The sequence below is a fragment of the Brevibacillus brevis genome, assembly GCF_900637055.1.
Taxonomy (GTDB): Bacteria; Bacillota; Bacilli; order Brevibacillales; family Brevibacillaceae; genus Brevibacillus; species Brevibacillus brevis.
The window spans coordinates 4,487,218-4,505,600 of the sequence record NZ_LR134338.1 but is presented as its reverse complement, the minus strand read 5'-3'; the positions used below and the strand labels follow the sequence as shown (position 1 = coordinate 4,505,600).

At 49.5% G+C, this 18,383-nt stretch carries 17 protein-coding genes; 15 read left to right on the top strand and 2 right to left on the bottom strand.

The window, feature by feature from the left end:
* Window positions 1–116 precede the first annotated feature (116 nt).
* The 9 genes from EL268_RS21640 to leuB all read left to right on the top strand — a co-directional run bounded on the left by EL268_RS21640 (window position 117) and on the right by leuB (window position 9,583).
* Window positions 117–353 carry a hypothetical protein gene (locus tag EL268_RS21640; RefSeq protein WP_106657522.1) on the top strand — a complete coding sequence of 79 codons (237 nt, stop codon included), beginning with the start codon at window positions 117–119 and terminating at the stop codon, window positions 351–353.
* A 162-nt stretch (window positions 354–515) separates the two neighbouring features.
* Window positions 516–755 carry a hypothetical protein gene (locus EL268_RS21635; RefSeq protein WP_106657523.1) on the top strand — a complete coding sequence of 80 codons (240 nt, stop codon included), beginning with the start codon at window positions 516–518 and terminating at the stop codon, window positions 753–755.
* Between the two features lie 238 nt (window positions 756–993).
* Entirely contained in the window at window positions 994–1,695 is a 702-nt protein-coding gene (locus EL268_RS21630; protein WP_106657524.1) for a phosphoadenylyl-sulfate reductase, read from the top strand.
* Window positions 1,677–2,816, top strand: a complete 1,140-nt coding sequence (gene sat / locus EL268_RS21625; protein ID WP_106657525.1) for a sulfate adenylyltransferase — start codon at window positions 1,677–1,679, stop codon at window positions 2,814–2,816. The genes EL268_RS21630 and sat overlap by 19 nt, the downstream gene beginning before the upstream one ends.
* A 674-nt stretch (window positions 2,817–3,490) precedes the next feature.
* The gene (gene ilvB, locus EL268_RS21620) at window positions 3,491–5,227 is read left to right on the top strand and encodes a biosynthetic-type acetolactate synthase large subunit (protein ID WP_106657526.1); all 1,737 of its coding nucleotides are present in this window, start codon (window positions 3,491–3,493) and stop codon (window positions 5,225–5,227) included.
* Between the two features lies 1 nt (window position 5,228).
* Window positions 5,229–5,735, top strand: coding sequence for an acetolactate synthase small subunit (ilvN, locus tag EL268_RS21615; RefSeq protein ID WP_016739051.1), 507 nt, complete (start codon window positions 5,229–5,231; stop codon window positions 5,733–5,735).
* A gap of 56 nt (window positions 5,736–5,791) precedes the next feature.
* Complete coding sequence (gene ilvC, locus EL268_RS21610) at window positions 5,792–6,814, top strand: ketol-acid reductoisomerase (protein WP_007728552.1); 1,023 nt, start codon at window positions 5,792–5,794, stop codon at window positions 6,812–6,814.
* 56 nt (window positions 6,815–6,870) lie between these two features.
* Window positions 6,871–8,409, top strand: coding sequence for a 2-isopropylmalate synthase (locus tag EL268_RS21605; protein WP_106657527.1), 1,539 nt, complete (start codon window positions 6,871–6,873; stop codon window positions 8,407–8,409).
* Window positions 8,410–8,488: 79 nt separating this feature from the next.
* Entirely contained in the window at window positions 8,489–9,583 is a 1,095-nt protein-coding gene (gene leuB / locus EL268_RS21600; protein ID WP_106657528.1) for a 3-isopropylmalate dehydrogenase, read from the top strand.
* 71 nt (window positions 9,584–9,654) lie between these two features.
* Here the strand turns inward: leuB and EL268_RS21595 are convergent, their stop codons facing one another.
* Both EL268_RS21595 and EL268_RS21590 read right to left on the bottom strand, forming a co-directional pair.
* Window positions 9,655–11,001, bottom strand: a complete 1,347-nt coding sequence (locus EL268_RS21595) for a TrkH family potassium uptake protein (RefSeq protein ID WP_106657529.1) — start codon at window positions 10,999–11,001, stop codon at window positions 9,655–9,657.
* Between the two features lie 86 nt (window positions 11,002–11,087).
* On the bottom strand, window positions 11,088–12,530 hold the full coding sequence (locus tag EL268_RS21590; protein ID WP_106657530.1) for an aminotransferase-like domain-containing protein: 1,443 nt from the start codon (window positions 12,528–12,530) through the stop codon (window positions 11,088–11,090).
* 174 nt (window positions 12,531–12,704) lie between these two features.
* Between EL268_RS21590 and EL268_RS21585 the strand changes: the two genes are divergently transcribed.
* The 6 genes from EL268_RS21585 to kynU all read left to right on the top strand — a co-directional run bounded on the left by EL268_RS21585 (window position 12,705) and on the right by kynU (window position 18,370).
* Complete coding sequence (locus tag EL268_RS21585; RefSeq protein WP_106657531.1) at window positions 12,705–13,211, top strand: MogA/MoaB family molybdenum cofactor biosynthesis protein; 507 nt, start codon at window positions 12,705–12,707, stop codon at window positions 13,209–13,211.
* 122 nt (window positions 13,212–13,333) lie between these two features.
* Window positions 13,334–15,112: a B12-binding domain-containing radical SAM protein gene (locus tag EL268_RS21580; protein ID WP_106657532.1), complete on the top strand. Its 1,779-nt coding sequence runs from the start codon at window positions 13,334–13,336 to the stop codon at window positions 15,110–15,112.
* Between the two features lie 38 nt (window positions 15,113–15,150).
* Window positions 15,151–15,819: a DNA alkylation repair protein gene (locus EL268_RS21575; RefSeq protein ID WP_106657533.1), complete on the top strand. Its 669-nt coding sequence runs from the start codon at window positions 15,151–15,153 to the stop codon at window positions 15,817–15,819.
* 170 nt (window positions 15,820–15,989) lie between these two features.
* Window positions 15,990–16,607 carry a DedA family protein gene (locus EL268_RS21570; protein WP_106657534.1) on the top strand — a complete coding sequence of 206 codons (618 nt, stop codon included), beginning with the start codon at window positions 15,990–15,992 and terminating at the stop codon, window positions 16,605–16,607.
* 3 nt (window positions 16,608–16,610) lie between these two features.
* Window positions 16,611–16,994: a DUF1294 domain-containing protein gene (locus EL268_RS21565; RefSeq protein ID WP_106657535.1), complete on the top strand. Its 384-nt coding sequence runs from the start codon at window positions 16,611–16,613 to the stop codon at window positions 16,992–16,994.
* A gap of 95 nt (window positions 16,995–17,089) precedes the next feature.
* Window positions 17,090–18,370, top strand: coding sequence for a kynureninase (gene kynU / locus EL268_RS21560; RefSeq protein ID WP_106657536.1), 1,281 nt, complete (start codon window positions 17,090–17,092; stop codon window positions 18,368–18,370).
* Window positions 18,371–18,383 lie beyond the last annotated feature (13 nt).

The following is an 18,383-nucleotide window of genomic DNA, read 5'->3' as shown; positions in this document are numbered from 1 at the left end:
GCAGAATCCGCCCCAGGTCTGAGGAGAAAACAACCTCCCGTCCGTGTTAGACAACATGGCTGATCCCTTAAAATAAAGCCATAAGAGGAAAACATTGGATAGGGAGAGAGATCAAAATGAGAAAACAAAAGTGGATGATGATGGGAATTACAGCAGTTGTTTGTTCAGCGATGTTCGTGCCAGGGGCGTTTGCCAAAGACAAAGATGACTCATATTCCGTGACGCCTTCTATCTTCGCCCCTGGTCCGCACTCGGCTCCAGTAGTACAGAAAACAGATGCGGTAGCAGGCACGCAAACAGCAGGAAGTGCATTTACTTTTACTCCAATTGTAAACGAAAAAGAAGAAAACTAATGGGCTTCAAGCATCCGTACAGGATGCTTTTTCTTTGGTACCAAGTGGATGTAAACCTCAAGTCTGAGAAAAAAACAATCTTTCGTCCGTGTCAAGCAGACTCCCCAATGCCATACAATAAAAAGCGTTACAGGAAAACATTGGATAGGGAGAGAGAAATAGATGAGAAAAAAATGGATGATAATGGGTGTAACAGCAGTAGTTTGTTCAGCGTTGTTTGTGCCAGGAGCGTTTGCGAAAGACAAGGATGATTCTTACTCGGTGCCGCCTTCCTTCGTAAGCCCTGGTTCATATGCGATACCAACCGTTCAAACCGTTAAAGTAACCGATACCAAAAAGACACAACAAATCGGTCCTTCGTTTATTTTCGCCCCGGCTGTAAACGAAAAAGATGAAAAATAACGCAGCAGAAAGCTGTCAGACCATGTCTGGCGGCTTTTTTTCTGTGAAAAACGTCCCCTCTCATCGGGGGATCGAAACATCTCGACATTTTTCAAAAAAGTGGATACGACCGCTTGCGGTCAACCAAACGGTCATGACGGTTTGGTTTGGGCGAGTTGGATATGGGTGGACGATGCGCCACTTCCAGTCACTAGGCATATGATGGTGGGTGAATCCTAGCAAGAGAGGAGTTTCGCTGATGAGCAATCGCCAGAAAATGGCGGATGAGGAAATACAGGAATGGGCAAGCCGACTGGAAGCTCACGCGCCGCAGGACGTGCTTGTGAACGCCGTGGAAAACTATGCAGCTAGTCTGATCCTAGCTGCCAGCTTTGGCGCTGAAGATGTCGTTTTAATTGACATGCAGCACAAATTGGCTCCCACGATTCCTGTATTTTACCTCGATACCAACATTCATTTTGCTGAAACGTATGATACGCGTGACAAGCTGCAAGCCAGATACAGCACAACATTTATTCAAGTGCAGCCACAGTTGACGCTAACCGAGCAGGCAGAAAAACACGGAGAAAAACTGTGGGAGAGAGAACCGAATCTTTGCTGCGAGATTCGGAAGGTAGAGCCGTTAAAGCGCGTCCTGTCCAACTATCAGGCGTGGATTACAGGTATTCGCCGCGAGCAATCACCTACCCGAGCGAATACCAAAAAAGTGGAGTGGGACGAAAAATTCAACCTGGTTAAATTCAATCCGCTAGCAGATTGGACGGAGGCCCAGGTGTGGGAATATATCCATGCGCATGATGTCCCTTACAATCCATTGCACGACCGGAACTATCCAAGCATTGGCTGTCGAGTATGCACGCGCGCTGTCATGCCTGGCCAAGATTCTCGGTCGGGACGGTGGGCTGGCTTCGAAAAGACAGAATGCGGTCTGCACAAATGAACAGCGCAGGAGGGAAAGACGTGAAACAAACGATCTTGCCGCACGGGATCAAAAAAGCCATTATCGTGGACAAATGGACCCTGTCGGACATCGAATGTCTTGCTATCGGGGCATTTTCGCCGTTGGCTGGATTCATGGAAGAGGCGGATTACCACACTGTCGTGGAAACGATGCGTCTAGCCAATGGAACGGTGTGGCCGTTGCCAGTGACATTGGCTGTCGATGCAGATGAGCACGATGATCTTGTGCCTGGCGACAGTATTCTGCTACGTGGGGAAGATGGAGTGGATTATGCGATTTTGCGGGTGAATAGCTGCTATGTGCCAGATAAAATGCGTGAGGCAGAGCTCGTTTTTCGTACGGTGGATCTCGCTCACCCTGGTGTGAAAAAACTGTTTGAAAAGCCAAACCTATACGTGGGTGGCCCCGTAGAAGTACTGCAAAAGCCACGGCCTGAGCGCTTCTCTGATTTTTATTTGACGCCGGCTGAAACGAGAGAACGATTTCGAAAAAATGGCTGGAAAACGGTGGTTGGTTTTCAAACGCGCAATCCCGTTCACCGGGCGCATGAATATATTCAAAAGGCGGCATTGGAGATTGTTGATGGCCTTTTTCTCAACCCACTGATGGGGGAAACGAAGTCAGACGATGTTCCTGCACAAGTACGAATGAAAAGCTATCTCGCCCTTTTGGAAAATTACTATCCGCACAACCGTGTACTGCTCGGCGCTTTTCCGGCTGCCATGCGATATGCAGGTCCGCGAGAGGCGGTCTTCCACGCATTGGTACGAAAAAATTACGGTTGTACACACTTTATCGTCGGCCGCGATCACGCAGGGGTAGGCGATTACTACGGGACGTATGATGCGCAGCACATCTTTTCCGAGTTTGCGCCAGGCGAGCTCGGTATCCAGCTGCTCTTTTTTGAGCACAGCTTTTACTGCACGGCATGCCAAGGTATGGCAACGACCAAGACGTGCCCGCATGACAAAGACTCTCATCTGACCTTATCGGGAACAAAAGTGAGGGAAATGTTGAGAAACGGGATCACGCCACCTCCGGAATTTACTCGTCCGGAAGTCGCAACGATTTTGATAGAAGGATTGAAATCCCCGCAATAAAACGGAACCGAAAAGGAGGAGAGGGACGGCAATGCCGTTCTTTTTCCGTTGCAAAAACTGGACAAGCTTTCCAGTTTTCAGTGAAAAACGTCTCGACGTTTTTCATAAAAGTATAGCGACCGCTTGCGGTCAACAAAACGGTTTTGACCGTTTTGTTGTATCCGCTTTCAAGCAAAAACCGCGCCGTATAGCCATTTCTTACTGAGCATTCGTTCGGACGAAAGTCCAGTAAAATCTTTTTGTTTTCGTTGACACCCCCTAGGTGCCTAGCTATAATCAGACGTAACACTTTATTCTGACAACAACAATATTGAAAATATTGTTTAAATAGTAGGCCATGACGAGGATGGTGCGCGTTACCCCTTTTACAGAGAGCCCTGATGCTGAGAAACGGGTATAGGGTACGCCGCATTGCTCACCTCCGAGCCGTTTAGCTGAAACTTGCTTTGCAGGTAGTAGGCCAAACCGCTTAACACCCGTTAACGTGTTACAGTCCACATTTGCTGTGACTGGCTGAGATCGGCTGACCGTGAGGCGCCGATAAAGTTGGGTGGTACCGCGAACCCTTTCGCCCCAAAAGACATGGAAATAAAACCGTGTCGGGGCGAAAGGGTTTTTCTATGTGTCTATAGTTATTTTCAATACCTGTTGAGAATTGGGAGGAGGAGAGGTTAATGAGTGTTGAAATGGCCGAATTGCAGAAAAAGAACGGCATTCCACCGATTCAGTTCGGGGAAGAAGTGACAGGAGCAGAAACGCTGCTGCGCTGTTTGATCCTGGAGCAGGTCGAATACATTTTCGGCTATCCAGGCGGTGCGGTGCTCCCTATTTATGACTCCCTGTACGGGAGCTACTTCAAGCACATTTTGACTCGCCACGAGCAAGGCGCTATCCATGCTGCTGACGGATATGCCCGAGCAACAGGCAAACCGGGTGTATGTATCGCTACTTCCGGTCCGGGAGCAACGAACCTCGTAACGGGGATTGCAACCGCTCAGATGGACTCGGTTCCGCTGGTCTGCATCACAGGTAACGTGGCACAGTCGCTGATTGGTACCGATGCGTTCCAAGAGGCAAACATTACGGGAATTACCATCCCGATTACGAAGCACAGCTACTTTGTCCGCGACATTCGCGATCTCCCGCGGATTGTGAAGGAAGCTTTCCACATCGCGACGACCGGTCGTCCGGGCCCAGTATTGATCGACATTCCAAAAGACGTCGCCAATGCGAAGGCACCATTTACCTACCCGGATAAAGTGGAGATTCGCGGCTACCGCGCTTCACTCGTACCAAGCGACGAAGAAGTACAAGAGTTTGTAAAAGCAGTTGGCGAAGCGAAGCGTCCAGTCATTTTGGCGGGCGGGGGAATCATTGCAGCTCAAGCAGAGAAAGAATTGCGCGACTTTGCAGAAAAAACACGCATTCCGGTGATCAACACCTTCATGGGATTGGGCGGTTTCCCTGGAACACACGAGTTGTCGCTGGCAATGCCAGGGATGCACGGAAATTACACAGCGAACCAAGCGCTCTTAAATGCGGATTGTGTGATTGGTCTGGGAGCACGCTTTGATGACCGGATCACGATGGGACGCACCAAGGAGTTCGCACCAAAAGCCCGCATCGTACATGTCGACATCGATCCGGCAGAGCTGGGGAAAAACGTAGACACAGCTGTAACAGTAGCGGGCGACGTAAAGAGCACGCTGGCAAAAGCGATTCCGCTCGCAAAAACTTGTGATTCGGAAGCGTGGATCAGCCAGTTGAAAGAGTGGCAAAAACAATATCCGTACAAGTACAAAAAAGATGGCGACGTATTGAAGCCACAAGCCGTCATTGAACTCTTGTACAACTCCACAGATGGGGAAGCGATTGTCACAACAGATGTTGGACAACACCAGATGTGGACAGCTCAATACTATAAGTTCAAGCACCCGCGTTCCTTTATCTCTTCCGGTGGTCTCGGCACGATGGGCTTCGGCTTCCCGGCAGCAATTGGCGCACAAATCGCTCACCCGGATCGCACGGTAATCTCTGTCGTTGGGGATGGCGGATTCCAGATGACCAACCAAGAGCTGGCAATCGTCTCCCAATACAACATTCCGGTTAAAGTAGCGATTGTGAACAACCAGTGCTTGGGAATGGTTCGTCAATGGCAGGAGCTCTTCTACGATAATCGCTATAGCCAAATCGATCTGACGTGCAGCCCAGATTTTGTCAAGCTGGCGGAAGCATATGGCGTAAAAGGCTTGCGAGCAAGTACGCCGGAGGAAGCCGAAGCAGTTTGGGCAGAGGCGCTTGCGCATGATGGACCAGTCGTGGTGGACTTCCGAGTAGCACAGGAAGAAAACGTATATCCGATGGTTGCATCAGGCGACACATTAGATCAGATGGAATTGGGGGACGATTAGGATGCAGCAACATACCATTTCCGTACTCGTCAACGACCAGCCAGGCGTTTTGACCAGAGTGGCCACACTGTTCGGCCAACGCGGCTTCAACATCGACAGCATTACGGTGGGAGGCACGGAAGAACAGGGCCTGTCCCGGATGATCATTTCAACCGGGGGAGATGACCGCCAAATCAATCAGCTCATGAAGCAATTGCACAAGCTGATCGATGTCATCTCCGTCACGAATCTCAGCGAGAACCCTTTTGTTTCACGGGAACTGGCACTGATTAAAGTGACGGCATCGCCCAGCCAGCTGGCAGAGTTAAATGGAATTGTCGAGCCGTTCCGTGCCGCGATCGTCGATGTGGGCCCTAGCTCACTGATCGTGCAGGTAACGGGTGACACCGAAAAGATTGATGCGCTGCTCGTTCTATTACAAAGCTACGGCGTTATTGAACTGACAAGAACAGGTTCAGTAGCGATGGCGCGCAGTATTGTTCCAGCAACAGCCGCTGCAACGGTTTAAATTGCAAAATTTCAGAATAAAAATTCAAACTAAACATTTTTAGGGAGGCTATACAAATGGTAAAAATGTACTATGAAGCGGACGTAAAACAAGAGGTACTGCGTGGGAAAACAATCGCAATCATCGGCTACGGTAGCCAAGGTCATGCACAAGCACAAAACCTGCGCGACAGCGGCTATAAAGTAGTTGTGGGTCTGCGCCCAGGGAAATCTTGGGATGTTGCAGCGAAAGACGGTTTTGAAGTTTTGACTGTAGCAGAAGCAACCAAACGCGCTGACGTGGTTCAAATCCTGATGCCAGATGAACGTCAAGCACAAGTATACCGCGACGAGATCGCGCCAAACCTGAAATCCGGCGCTGCACTGTGCTTCTCTCACGGATTCAACATCCACTACGCGCAAATCGTGCCACCAGCTGATGTAGACGTAATCATGGCAGCGCCAAAAAGCCCAGGCCACCTGGTTCGTCGCGTATACCAAGAAGGCTTCGGCGTACCTGGTTTGATCGCGATCTACCAAGATGCAACTGGCAACGCGAAAGATCTCGCACTCGCATACTCCAGCGGTATCGGTTGCACAAAAGCTGGCGTAATCGAAACATCTTTCCGTGAAGAGACAGAAACAGACCTGTTCGGTGAGCAAGCAGTATTGTGTGGTGGCGCAAGCGAGCTGGTAAAAGCAGGCTTCGATACATTGGTGGAAGCAGGTTATGCTCCTGAGATCGCGTACTTCGAGTGCTTGCATGAGCTGAAGCTGATCGTTGACCTGATGTACGAGGGTGGCTTGGCTCGTATGCGCTACTCCATCAGTGACACAGCTGAGTACGGTGACTACAGCACAGGTCGTCGCATCATCACAGATGAAACACGCAAAGAAATGAAAAAAGTACTGGCAGAAATCCAAGACGGTACATTCGCTCGCAATTGGATCTTGGAAAACCAAGCAAACCGTCCTGGCTTCACCTCCCGTCGCCGCCTGGAATCCGAGCATGGTATCGAGGTAGTAGGGGAGCAGCTGCGCGGCATGATGTCTTGGATCAACAAAGATACGAAAAAAGAAGAAGCGAAAATCGGCCAATAATTGCCGTGTAAAAAATCTATATATAATGTAGGGAAAAATGTGGAGGTGAAAAGTTCATGCGGACCATTGAGATTTTTGATACGACACTGCGCGATGGGGAGCAGTCTCCGGGCGTCAATATTAGCACGAACGAAAAGGTGGAGATCGCCCTTCAACTCGAGAAGCTGGGCGTAAACAAAATTGAGGCGGGCTTCGCTGCTGCCTCTCCTGGTGACCAAAAGTCTGTGGCCGAAGTTGCAAAACGGGTGAAGAATGCAACCGTCGTCAGTCTGGCTCGGGCCGTAAAAGACGACATGGATAAGGCATACGAAGCGCTTCGCAACGCACAAAACGCTTCCCTCCACGTCTTTCTCGCAACATCTCCGATTCACCGTCAGTTCAAGCTGAACATGAGCAAGGAAGAAGTCCTTGCTCGGGCGGTGGAGGCGGTTACCTATGCGAAAAAGTACTTTACGGAAGTTCAGTTTTCCGCAGAGGATGCAGCGCGTACCGAGATCGACTTTTTGGCAGAGGTTGTAGAGGCGGTAATCAAGGCAGGGGCTACCACGGTAAATATTCCAGATACGGTTGGCTACATGACGCCGTATCAATACGGAAACATTTTCCGTGAACTGAAAAAACGCGTGCCTTCTACTGATCTGATTCGTCTGAGCTGCCATTGCCACGATGACCTCGGGATGGCAGTCGCCAACAGTCTCGCTGCTGTCGAGGGTGGAGCTACGCAAGTGGAGGGCACCATCAATGGAATCGGAGAGCGTGCTGGAAATGCAGCTCTGGAAGAAGTGGCTCTTGCATTGGAGACTCGCAAGGATTACTACCAGACGACGACCAAGCTGAATTTGAAAGAAATCGCACGGACCAGCCAGCTGGTGAGCCGTTTGACTGGGATGATCGTGCCAGGAAATAAAGCGGTCGTGGGTGCAAATGCTTTTGCGCACGAATCCGGTATTCACCAGGATGGTGTGTTAAAAGAAGTCACTACGTACGAAATCATCCGTCCGGAATCGGTCGGCTTCAAGTCAAACAAACTGGTTCTCGGCAAGCACTCTGGGCGCCATGCATTCAAAGAAAAGCTGGTTGATCTGGGCTATCACCTGGAGCAAGAAGAGGTAAACGCAGCGTTTGCAGCGTTCAAAGTATTGTGCGACAAAAAGAAAGAAATCACCGATGACGACATCCTCGCATTGGTCGACTCCAAGATGGTTCGCGGACCTGAAGCGTTCCAGCTGGAATCCGTACAGCTCGCTTATGGCAACATTTCTGTTCCGACAGCGAGTGTACGACTGGTTCGTGCCGACGGATCGGTATGCGAAGAAGCCGCATGTGGAAATGGATCGGTTGATTCTATCTACAAAGCGATTGACCGCGCTACCGGAGAAGAAGTCTCCCTCGTCGATTACAAAATCCTTTCTGTTACTCACGGGCAAGATGCGTTGGGTGAAGTGTTTGTACGCCTTCAACAGGGCGATCTGATTGTAACGGGACGCGGTGTGAGTACAGATGTGCTGGAAGCAAGCGCCATTGCCTATGTACGGGCAGTCAACAAGATCATGGAGCGGCGTGGCGAGCCTGCGCCCGTCAGTGCAACGATATAAAGATAGGGTCAAATGTGGATAGGATCATAGGAACCAGCAGCGTTCGGAAACCATTACGTATAGAAAAGCGGGATAAACGATGAAGAAAAACTATCGCATCGCCGTTCTTCCTGGAGACGGTATTGGACCAGAAATCATGCAGGAAGCGGTTAAAGTCCTTACACTCGTAGGGGAACTTGAAGGTGTTACTTTTACATGTGAAGAAGGCCGGATCGGTGGTATCGCAATCGATACGGATGGAACACCGTTGCCAGAAGAAACGGTAACGCTGGCAAAGCAAGCGGATGCTGTGCTCTTGGGAGCCGTTGGCGGACCGAAGTGGGATCAGAATCCTGGGCATCTTCGTCCAGAAACAGGGCTGCTTGGCATTCGCAAAGCGCTTGGTCTGTTTGCCAACATTCGCCCAGCTACCATGCACAGCTCTCTGGTGGATGCGTCCTCCCTCAAGCCAGAAGTCGTTTCTGGCGTTGACTTGATCGTTGTACGTGAACTGACCGGGGGGATTTACTTCGGTGAGAAAAAACGCTATGACGGTCCAAACGGTGAAGTCGCAGAAGACCAGTGCATCTATCATGAAGCGGAAGTCGAGCGAATCATTCGAGTCGGCTTCGACATTGCGCGCAAACGCCAAAAGCGTCTCGTATCTGTTGATAAGGCAAACGTCCTCGAAAGCTCCCGCCTCTGGCGCAAGGTAGCCGAGCGAGTAGCGGCCGACTATCCAGATGTAGAGCTGTCTCATCAGTTGGTAGACTCTTGCGCGATGCAGCTCGTACGAGAACCAAAGCAGTTTGACGTCATCGTGACGGAAAACATGTTTGGCGACATCTTGAGCGATCAGGCAGCGATGCTGACTGGTTCGATTGGGATGCTGTCCTCGGCGAGTCTGGCAGCAGGCAGCTTTGGCCTGTATGAACCGGTTCATGGCTCTGCCCCTGACATTGCTGGAAAAGGCATTGCCAATCCGCTGGCAACCATTCTGTCCGTAGCGATGATGCTTCGTCTCTCGCTCGGTATGGATGAAGCGGCAGCAGCCGTGGAAAACGCAGTTTGGTCCGTACTGGAAGCAGGACATCGCACTGGCGATATCGCGGCAGACCGAAGCAAAGCGATTGGCACAGTAGAGATGGGTCAACTGGTTCGCGACGAGCTGTCCAAACAGTGGCAAAAACAATAAATCATACACAAAACGAAACCCTGCCAAAGTCCTTCGGGTGCTTTGGCAGGGTTTTATCCTTTTTATATGGTTTATCCGATGGTGATCTTCCCTTTTGGATAACGGAAGTATTCCTTCTGCTTGCGCTGCGCGAGGGCAAAGGCAATTGTGAGAGGTCCCAAACGACCAGCAAACATTGTCAAAATGATCAACGCTTTGCCGAGGGGTGTTAGGTTAGGAGTTAGTCCCATGGATAGTCCAGTTGTAGCAAAAGCAGAGGTGACTTCGAACAGGACCATCTCAAAGCGCGCCCCTGTTTCGGTAATAGAGAGGACCATCGTCATGACAAGCACAATGAACAGGGCAATCATAGTCAATGTCAGCGATTTGTAGACCATGTGCGACAGGATGCGTTGCCGGAAGAAGATGACATCTTCTTTCCCTTTTACTTGGGCGATAACTGCACCAATCAGTGTGGCAAATGTCGTCGTCTTGATACCCCCACCAGTCGAGCCAGGGGAAGCACCGATGAACATCAGGATAATAATGAGGAAAAGCGACGACTGATACATGTCACCGATATTCAATGTGTTGGAACCTGCCGTACGGGGTGTAACCGATTGATAGAAGGAGCCGAGCACTTTGCCCATCATGGATAGGGGCTGCAACGTTTTTGGATTGTTGTACTCCAAAATAAAAATAAGCACTGTTCCTGCTGTAATCAAGAGACCGGTTGTTGTCAGTACGACTTTCGTATGTAATGACAAGCGGCGGTTATGACGATAATCGTATAACTCACTGACCACGATGAAACCAATACCGCCAAGAATGATCATCAGACAGACGACGAGATTAACGAGCGGATCCTCCACATAGGCTGTCAAGCTGGCGAACTCGCCCATAAGGTCAAAACCAGCGTTGTTAAAGTTAGAAATCGCATGGAAAAAGCCGAAGTAGATCGCTTTTTGCAGAGGAAAATCAAAGGCAAAACGAATAGAGAGAAGCACCCCGCCTATAAACTCAGTAAGGGCAGTAAAAATCAAAATCATTTTGGCTAAACGTACGATACCTTCTATCGACATCTGATTCAGGGATTCTTGCAGGATGAGTCGCTCGCGCAAGGAGATCTTTTTACGCATGATCAATGCGAAGAATGTAGCGAACGTCATGAATCCGAGACCGCCAATTTGAATGAGCGATAAAATGACGAGTTGACCAAAGGTCGTGAAAGTCGTTCCAGTATCGACGACAACCAAGCCTGTTACACACGTAGCAGAGGTGGCCGTAAACAGAGCATCAAGCCAGTGCAGACCAAGTCCATCCACAGTAGCGACCGGGAGTGTCAAAAGCAGCGCTCCCAGGAAGATAATCAAGGCAAACCCAAGTACAAGCGTTTTTGGTGGATCAAGGTGAAGCTTTTCTACGATTTTTTTAATCATAGCAGGTTATACCTCGGCTTTTTTCGAGTCTAGTGAAAGGGAAATAGGGAAATCCATTTGTTAGTATGGCATTTCCCTTGGAAAACTTACCGAAGAAGAGCAGCACCCAATCGGTGGAGCCAATGTTTCAACTCTCGTTCTTCCAGTGGAGCAAGCGGGAAACGGACAGCCGGGCATCGCAGAATATCGGCAGGCTCATCCGCTACGCGAAAAGCATGGCCGCCAGTCAGTTCGAGACCTTCCTCTCGCAAAATAGCGACGACTCTCTCTTCTTGTTCGGTTGCTCTTGCGGTTGGCGTGCCCCATTTGATCCACGTATTTAACCCGCCTGTGATTGGGAACATCCGTGCGTGATCGGGGAGTGCGTGCCGTCTTTCCTGCCAGAGTCGCAGGAAGCGGGCCTGGAACAGGGCGCGTCGATCTGCCAGAAACTCTTCGTAAAACCATGGATCATCGAGGAGTTGAACGGCTGCCTCTACGACGAGCAGGGAAGGTTCCGCTCCGGTCATGGAAACAAGCTGGCTGTAGCGCTCTAATTCATCATTCGATAATTCAGAAGGAAGCATTAGCACGCCCAATTGCAGATCGCGAGCCAGTGTTTTGGACAAAGAATGCAAATAGTAGACCTCGATTGTGCTTTTTGCCTGCGCAGCCATCTGGTACAGCGGAACACTCGGCTCTTCAAACCAAAGGTCGCCATAATGATCGTTTTCAATAAGACGTACGTTATGATTCTGTGCCCATTCGAGAAGCTCTTCCTTTCGTTTCAATGAATAGCTGATGCCTGTAGGGAATTGGTAATGCGGGTTTATCAATAGCCAATTGGCAGGATAATGCTCCTGCTCTTCATTGAGGGCTTGAATACAAACTCCTTCTTCATCCATGCGAATCGGGCGAACCGTAATACCGCACTGGCTCAGCAGGCGCAGGAACACGGGATAGCTATACTCCTCCACGTAGACGACATCACGCGCATTCATGACGCGCTGTGCTAGGAAGGCGAAGCCGCTCGTGCTTCTGTTAAAAAGCAGAAGGCGCTCTGGAGAGTGGGGCAGTCCCCTTCGGCTGAGGTGATCAGCGAAAACCTTGGCAGCCTGCGTTCGCATGATTTTCTTCTTCGCGGACGGTTCATCCAACACGGTCAGGCTCTCATAAAAAGCACCACGTAATCGCTTCACCAGCTCTTCGCTTGGACGAGGGGAGGAATCAGCTAGGGAAGCAATCGGAATATCTGTGAGCGGGAGGCGATTTTCCAAACGAGCTTCTTTGGCAAGCTGCGTCAAGTAATAGCCTTTACCATGCACAGCTTCCAGCCAGCCTTCCAAAGCAAGATGATCGTATGCTTTTTTGACTGTCTCCAACGAGCAGCCGCTAATTGTTTTCATATCTCGCAGCGATATCAATTGTTGTCCATCTACAAGAAAGGCACCACGCAGAATCGCTGTTTTTAATTGTTCAGCGAGTTGTACATAGATCGGTGTGTGCGATTGTTTGTGGAAATGAAAAGAAAAATAAGGTCGCTCTGGCATTCGCGCACGCCTCCTTGTCTGTCGAAAAAATAGCAGTCATCAGCATTATATAGGAAAGCGAAGCATCTCGGGTATAGGGAGTGAAGAAATTGTTGCCGGAACGACGAGGGTATTGGAATCGCGAACATGGTATCATGAGAAAAGATATATATTGAAGAAATGAGGAAATTACGGATGAGTACGCAGGAACACAAGGCGCTATCGCCCAAGCAAGTCACATGCATGGTCATTACCGTTTCCGATACTCGGACAGAGGATACAGATAAAAGCGGACAGTTAATGAAAGAGCTTCTGACTGAAGCTGGTCACAGCGTTGTACTTTATCAAATTGTTAAGGACGAGCCTGTACAGGTCATTGCGGCAATCGAAGCAGGAATCGCACATGACGACGTTCAAGTCATTCTTCTCAATGGCGGTACCGGCATTTCGCCTCGAGACAATACCTTTGAGGCTGTTTCTGGCTTGCTTGATAAGGAAATGCCGGGATTTGGCGAGCTGTTTCGGATGTTGAGCTTCACAGAAGACATCGGCTCGGCAGCGATGCTCAGTCGTGCGATTGCAGGGACGCGGAAAGGGAAAATGATTTTTTCCACGCCAGGCTCGACAGGTGCGGTGCGACTGGCGATGAATCGGTTGATCGTGCCGGAGCTGGGGCATGTGGTGCGCGAATTAAACCGGTAACGATTTGCCGTTACTAGTCTCGTATGGTACTGTTACGAAAGGAAAAAGATCGGTCAGACCATGAACCATCGATTGCAGATGGTTTTTTGGTGCCGAATTTTGCAAGGAGAGTAGACCCATCCATGAAGATTTTACTATCGACCTTAAACGCCAAGTTTATTCACTCCTCTCTCGCTTTGCGCTATTTGCGGAGCTATGCCCAGGAAGCATTTCCTTCGATTGAGCTGGTGGAGTATACCATCAACGATGTGACGTTAAATATAGTAGCAGATATACACAAGCGAAAGCCCGATGTCGTTGCATTTTCCTGTTATATCTGGAACATTCGCGAGACGCTTAGTGTCATTCGCACGTTGAAAAAGATTTGCCCGGATGTTCCAATTATCCTCGGGGGACCAGAGGTAACCTATGATGCGGACGAATGGATGAAGAAGCATCCTGAAATCGATGTCATCTGCATTGGTGAAGGGGAGCAGACCTTTTTGGAGCTTTTGCAGGTGTATCAGGAATCATTGCAAACCAAGCAGACTCCACGCCTGCGTGATGTAGCCGGAATCGCTTATCGCGAAGAGGAGTACGTTCGTTTTTCCATGCCGCGTGCGCAAGTGGAAGAGATGGACAGCATTCCTTCGCCATACGCGGACCATCTGGACGAGCTGAACAACCGCGTCGTCTATTTTGAGGCTTCCCGTGGCTGTCCGTTCAAATGCCAATACTGTCTGTCGTCGATTGAAGACGGCGTACGCTATTTCAGTCTGGAACGAGTGAAAGAAGATCTCATGCGTTTGATCAATCACGGCGTCAAAACGATCAAGTTCGTGGATCGCACATTTAACATCAATAAAAAATATGCGTTGGAAATCTTTCAGTTTTTGATCGACAACCACAATGGGACAATCTTTCAATTCGAGATCACGGCAGACATTTTGCGTGCAGACGTACTCGACTTCTTGACCGAGAACGCACCGCCAGGCATTTTCCGCTTCGAGATTGGGGTTCAGTCCACGAATGATGAGACCAACCGCCTTGTTCAGCGGATTCAGCGCTTCGATCGCCTTGCGCGTACAGTGACACAGATCAAGGATTCGAAAAAAATCGATCAGCATCTGGACTTGATCGCTGGTTTGCCTGAGGAAGACTATGCATCCTTCCGCAAAACCTTCAATGACGTGTTTGGTCTACGCCCGGAAGAGCTTCAGCTCGGCTTTTTGAAAATGCTGCGCGGGACAGGTGTTCGTGCGCGTGCGGCTAATCACGGCTATGTTTTTATGGATGAGGCACCTTACGAAATTTTGGGGAACAACGTCCTTTCCTTTGATGACATGCAAAAAATCAAGCGTGTAGAAGACATTCTGGAAAAGTACTGGAATGCGCACCGGATGGACTATACAGTGGAGTGGCTGTTGGCGAATCAATTCGAAACGGCTTTTGACTTCTTCCAGGCATTTGGCGACTATTGGGAAAATCAAGGCTGGAGCCGAATCGGCCATCAATTAGAGGATTTGTTCGTGCGCTTGCAGAAGTTTTTGCATTTCCAGCAAGTAGACGGTATGGGGCATGTGCTCAGCATGATGAAATTCGATTTCCTGCGCAACCAGAAGCATCGCCCGCGCAAGCTGTGGTGGGAGGATGTCATGGACAAGGAAGAGATGCAGCAGACGTTCGCTGTCCTAACCGAGCAGCGTGAGCGACTCCGCGATGATTTTGCGGCACATGCTGCATTGGAAAAAGATTACTTCAAGCACACGCTGACTGCCAAGGTGACCTTTGACATAGAAAAATGGTTGGAGACTGGTGAGATTGTCGAGGGTGACTTTATACTCGTCGTGTATTATCCGTACAAAGATGAAGAGCAAAATGCTTTTGCTGTCGTCAAGCAGGACGTCCAAGCAGCAGGCTAAACCACCAGATATCAGAGGAGTTGGGGGAGTAGACGCAGATGAACGCAAGCGAGTATACGGGGGCTGTCGAGGGACTGTTGCGTACACATGGCGATTCAATTGTGGCTGGCCCCATGGCGCAGTACATGAAAAATCATTTTCCTTTTCTGGGAATAAAATCGCCGCAGCGCAAAGAACTGACCAAACAAATCTTTCGTGATTATGGCGCTCCCGAAAATTGGGAGCAGGTCGTTCGTTCCTTGTGGGCTTTGCCAGCGCGAGAGTACCAGTATGTAGCGCTTGACGTACTCGAGAAGTCCAAAAAGCGTCTCACCCCTGACCATCTCCCGTTCGTTGTTGAACTTATCACGACAAAATCGTGGTGGGATACCGTGGATTATTTGGCTTCCCATGCAACAGGCAAATTGTTTGCCTTGCATCCCGAACTGATCGAGCCGAATACGACAGCCTGGATGGATGGAGCAAACATGTGGCTGCAACGAACGGCGATTTTATTTCAGTTGTCGTACAAGGACAAGACAGATCAGCGGCTGCTTTTTTCCTTGGTGGAAAGATGCGCGGATTCCAAAGAGTTTTTTATTCAGAAGGCAATCGGCTGGGCGTTGAGAGAGTATGCGAAAACAAATCCCAACGCCGTGCGTGAATTTGTAGAAGCGACTCCAATCGCGAGCCTGTCCAGACGTGAAGCGCTCAAACATCTATCATGATAGAGTCCTGGTGTATCTGTGGTTGATAAAATACGTGCATCTATTGCAAAATAAACAAGTACCTTTTTTGAGATTCATACGTAATACATAGAGTCAGATATCGTGCGATGCCATAGCTGCTAGTATGTCAAGAAATGACCGCACTGTGGCAAGATAGGGGATTTTGCCTCATGGAAGTCGACCTGCTGATGTCAATCATAGAGCAATACGGCTACGTAGCGATTTTTTTCCTGCTTTGGCTAGGGATTGTCGGTTTGCCGATTCCCGATGAGCTGGTTGTCGCTACAGGAGGATTTCTTGCCTCCATCGGCGTTTTAAACCCTTGGTATTCTTTTTTAGCGGGGTATTTAGGGGTTGCCTCCGGATTGACGATTGGCTTTTTACTTGGAAAGTACTTTGGGAAACCGATATTGCAATGGCTGTGCAAAACCGAGAAAACGAGGAATGCCGTGAATCGATCAACGGGCTTGCTGGAGAAGTATGGTACTGCTGCTCTTTGCATCAGCTACTTATTTCCGGTTGTCCGTCATGTCGTACCTTATTTGGTCGGGCTTGGCGGTATGACGTTTCGTCGTTATGCGATGCTGTCTTATCCGATCGGATTGGTTTGGACCATCGGCTTTTATTTTCTCGGCTATGTATTCGGTAATAATGTGGAAGCCATTATCGAAGTCATCCGCAAATACGGTTTCTACGCTTTGCTGGTGATCGTGGTTGTATTGGCTGTGGTATTCTTCGTACGCAAGCAGTTTATGGCAAATCGGGCATATCGGGCAAAAGGAGAATAAGAAATGTACCATCAACAATTAGCTGCCCACCGCCGCAATTTCGTGCTGGTGCTCGTCATAAGCTGGGTCCTCCTCTTGGCAGGATACTTCAATTCGAATATCTGGGTGCTGGCGGCAGGAGCTTTGCTGCTGAATGGCTATGCTTATTACCTGATGCAGACAGACAAGCGTCTGGCGAAAGAAAAAGGTTTTCGGGTTCCGGAACTGAGTCTTTTGTTGGTCGCATTTTTAGGAGGAGGGATCGGTGCGCTTGAGGGTATGCTCATTCAACGGCATAAGACCAAGCATATGTCTTTTCTCATCCTGCTCCCGCTCTTTTGCATCGCGCAAATCTTGCTAGTCATTTGGTTAACGCAGCTATACTTGGATAAAAATCTCGTGTCGTAGATGGCACGAGATTTTCTTTTTGTAAATATGATTCTCTTGTTTGAAAATTCAGCCTATAATAGGAGGAAACGATAGAACAAGCTGAGGAGGTAGCTATGTCTCAATCAAGCCCCCTAACGAAAGCGTACGCACAGCAATTGGATGCACAGGACGAACTCGCGAGCTATCGCGAAGAGTTTTATCTGCTTCCGAGCCTGTATTTGGATGGCAACTCGCTTGGGCTCATGTCAAAAAGAGCGGAAAAGAGCGTACTGGACATGATGCAGTCTTGGAAGGAGCTGGGTGTGGAAGGCTGGACAACGGGTAACCATCCGTGGTTTTTCTTCTCGGAGAAATTGGGAGAGATGAGCGCAGCACTTGTAGGGGCAAGCCCCGAGGAAGTGATCGTAACGGGGTCTACGACGATCAACCTCCATCAGCTGGCAGCTACCTTCTATCATCCGGTTGGAAAGAGGACGAAGGTGATTGCGACCGAGCTGGATTTCCCTACCGATATATACGCACTCCAGAGTCAAATGAAGCTCCATGGACTGGACCCGGAAGAGCATTTGGTTCGGGTAGCGTCAAGAGATGGCCGCCTGATTGAAGAAGAGGATATAATCGATGCGATGACGGATGAAGTAGCACTGGTAGTCCTTCCGACGGTCCTGTATCGCAGTGGCCAGCTGCTCGATATCGAACGGTTGACAGCAGCTGCACATGAGAGAGGCATTCTGATTGGTTTTGACGGGTGTCACTCTGTAGGAGCGATCCCGCATTCCTTCAGCAAATGGGGAGTGGATTTTGCATACTGGTGCAACTACAAATACGTAAATGCAGGGCCCGGAAGTGTAGGCAGCCTCTATGTCAACCGCAAGCATTTTGGCAGGGCTCCGGGATTGGCGGGATGGTTCAGTTCGAAAAAGGATAAGCAATTTGACATGGAACATACGCTGGATGCATGCGAAAATGCGGGCGCCTACCAGATTGGTACCCCACATATGCTGAGTCTCGCCCCACTGCTTGGTTCCTTGGAAATGTTCCAGGAAGTGTCTGTGGAAAAGCTTCGTACCAAGTCGCTCGGCTTAACGCGGTTCATGATGGATTTGATCGAGGTGGAGCTGGCAGACATGGGCTTTACCATTGCGAACCCACAGCAGGATGAGCGCCGAGGTGGGCATGTCAGTCTTGAGCACGATGAGGCCATACGGATATGCAAGGCCTTGAAGGAAGCGGGTATTATTCCTGACTTCCGTGCACCAAACATCATCCGGTTAGCTCCGGTTGCTTTCTATACAACTTATACAGAGGTTTGGGAAAGTGTCCAGATCTTAAAGACGATTATGCAAGAGAAGAGCTACGAGAAATTTGAAAACAAGCGCGAGGTAGTTGCTTAACAGGTCCGACTTT

Excerpts from the sequence above, each read along its gene's own strand:
- ilvB (WP_106657526.1), top strand. The coding sequence starts at position 3,491 with ATGAGTGTTGAAATGGCCGAATTGCAGAAAAAGAACGGCATTCCACCG.
- EL268_RS21605 (WP_106657527.1), top strand. The coding sequence starts at position 6,871 with ATGCGGACCATTGAGATTTTTGATACGACACTGCGCGATGGGGAGCAG.
- EL268_RS21595 (WP_106657529.1), bottom strand. The coding sequence starts at position 11,001 with ATGATTAAAAAAATCGTAGAAAAGCTTCACCTTGATCCACCAAAAACG.
- kynU (WP_106657536.1), top strand. The coding sequence starts at position 17,090 with ATGTCTCAATCAAGCCCCCTAACGAAAGCGTACGCACAGCAATTGGAT.
- EL268_RS21565 (WP_106657535.1), top strand. The coding sequence starts at position 16,611 with ATGTACCATCAACAATTAGCTGCCCACCGCCGCAATTTCGTGCTGGTG.
- EL268_RS21570 (WP_106657534.1), top strand. The coding sequence starts at position 15,990 with ATGGAAGTCGACCTGCTGATGTCAATCATAGAGCAATACGGCTACGTA.
- EL268_RS21630 (WP_106657524.1), top strand. The coding sequence starts at position 994 with ATGAGCAATCGCCAGAAAATGGCGGATGAGGAAATACAGGAATGGGCA.
- ilvC (WP_007728552.1), top strand. The coding sequence starts at position 5,792 with ATGGTAAAAATGTACTATGAAGCGGACGTAAAACAAGAGGTACTGCGT.
- EL268_RS21575 (WP_106657533.1), top strand. The coding sequence starts at position 15,151 with ATGAACGCAAGCGAGTATACGGGGGCTGTCGAGGGACTGTTGCGTACA.
- ilvN (WP_016739051.1), top strand. The coding sequence starts at position 5,229 with ATGCAGCAACATACCATTTCCGTACTCGTCAACGACCAGCCAGGCGTT.
- EL268_RS21640 (WP_106657522.1), top strand. The coding sequence starts at position 117 with ATGAGAAAACAAAAGTGGATGATGATGGGAATTACAGCAGTTGTTTGT.
- leuB (WP_106657528.1), top strand. The coding sequence starts at position 8,489 with ATGAAGAAAAACTATCGCATCGCCGTTCTTCCTGGAGACGGTATTGGA.
- EL268_RS21585 (WP_106657531.1), top strand. The coding sequence starts at position 12,705 with ATGAGTACGCAGGAACACAAGGCGCTATCGCCCAAGCAAGTCACATGC.
- sat (WP_106657525.1), top strand. The coding sequence starts at position 1,677 with ATGCGGTCTGCACAAATGAACAGCGCAGGAGGGAAAGACGTGAAACAA.
- EL268_RS21590 (WP_106657530.1), bottom strand. The coding sequence starts at position 12,530 with ATGCCAGAGCGACCTTATTTTTCTTTTCATTTCCACAAACAATCGCAC.
- EL268_RS21580 (WP_106657532.1), top strand. The coding sequence starts at position 13,334 with ATGAAGATTTTACTATCGACCTTAAACGCCAAGTTTATTCACTCCTCT.
- EL268_RS21635 (WP_106657523.1), top strand. The coding sequence starts at position 516 with ATGAGAAAAAAATGGATGATAATGGGTGTAACAGCAGTAGTTTGTTCA.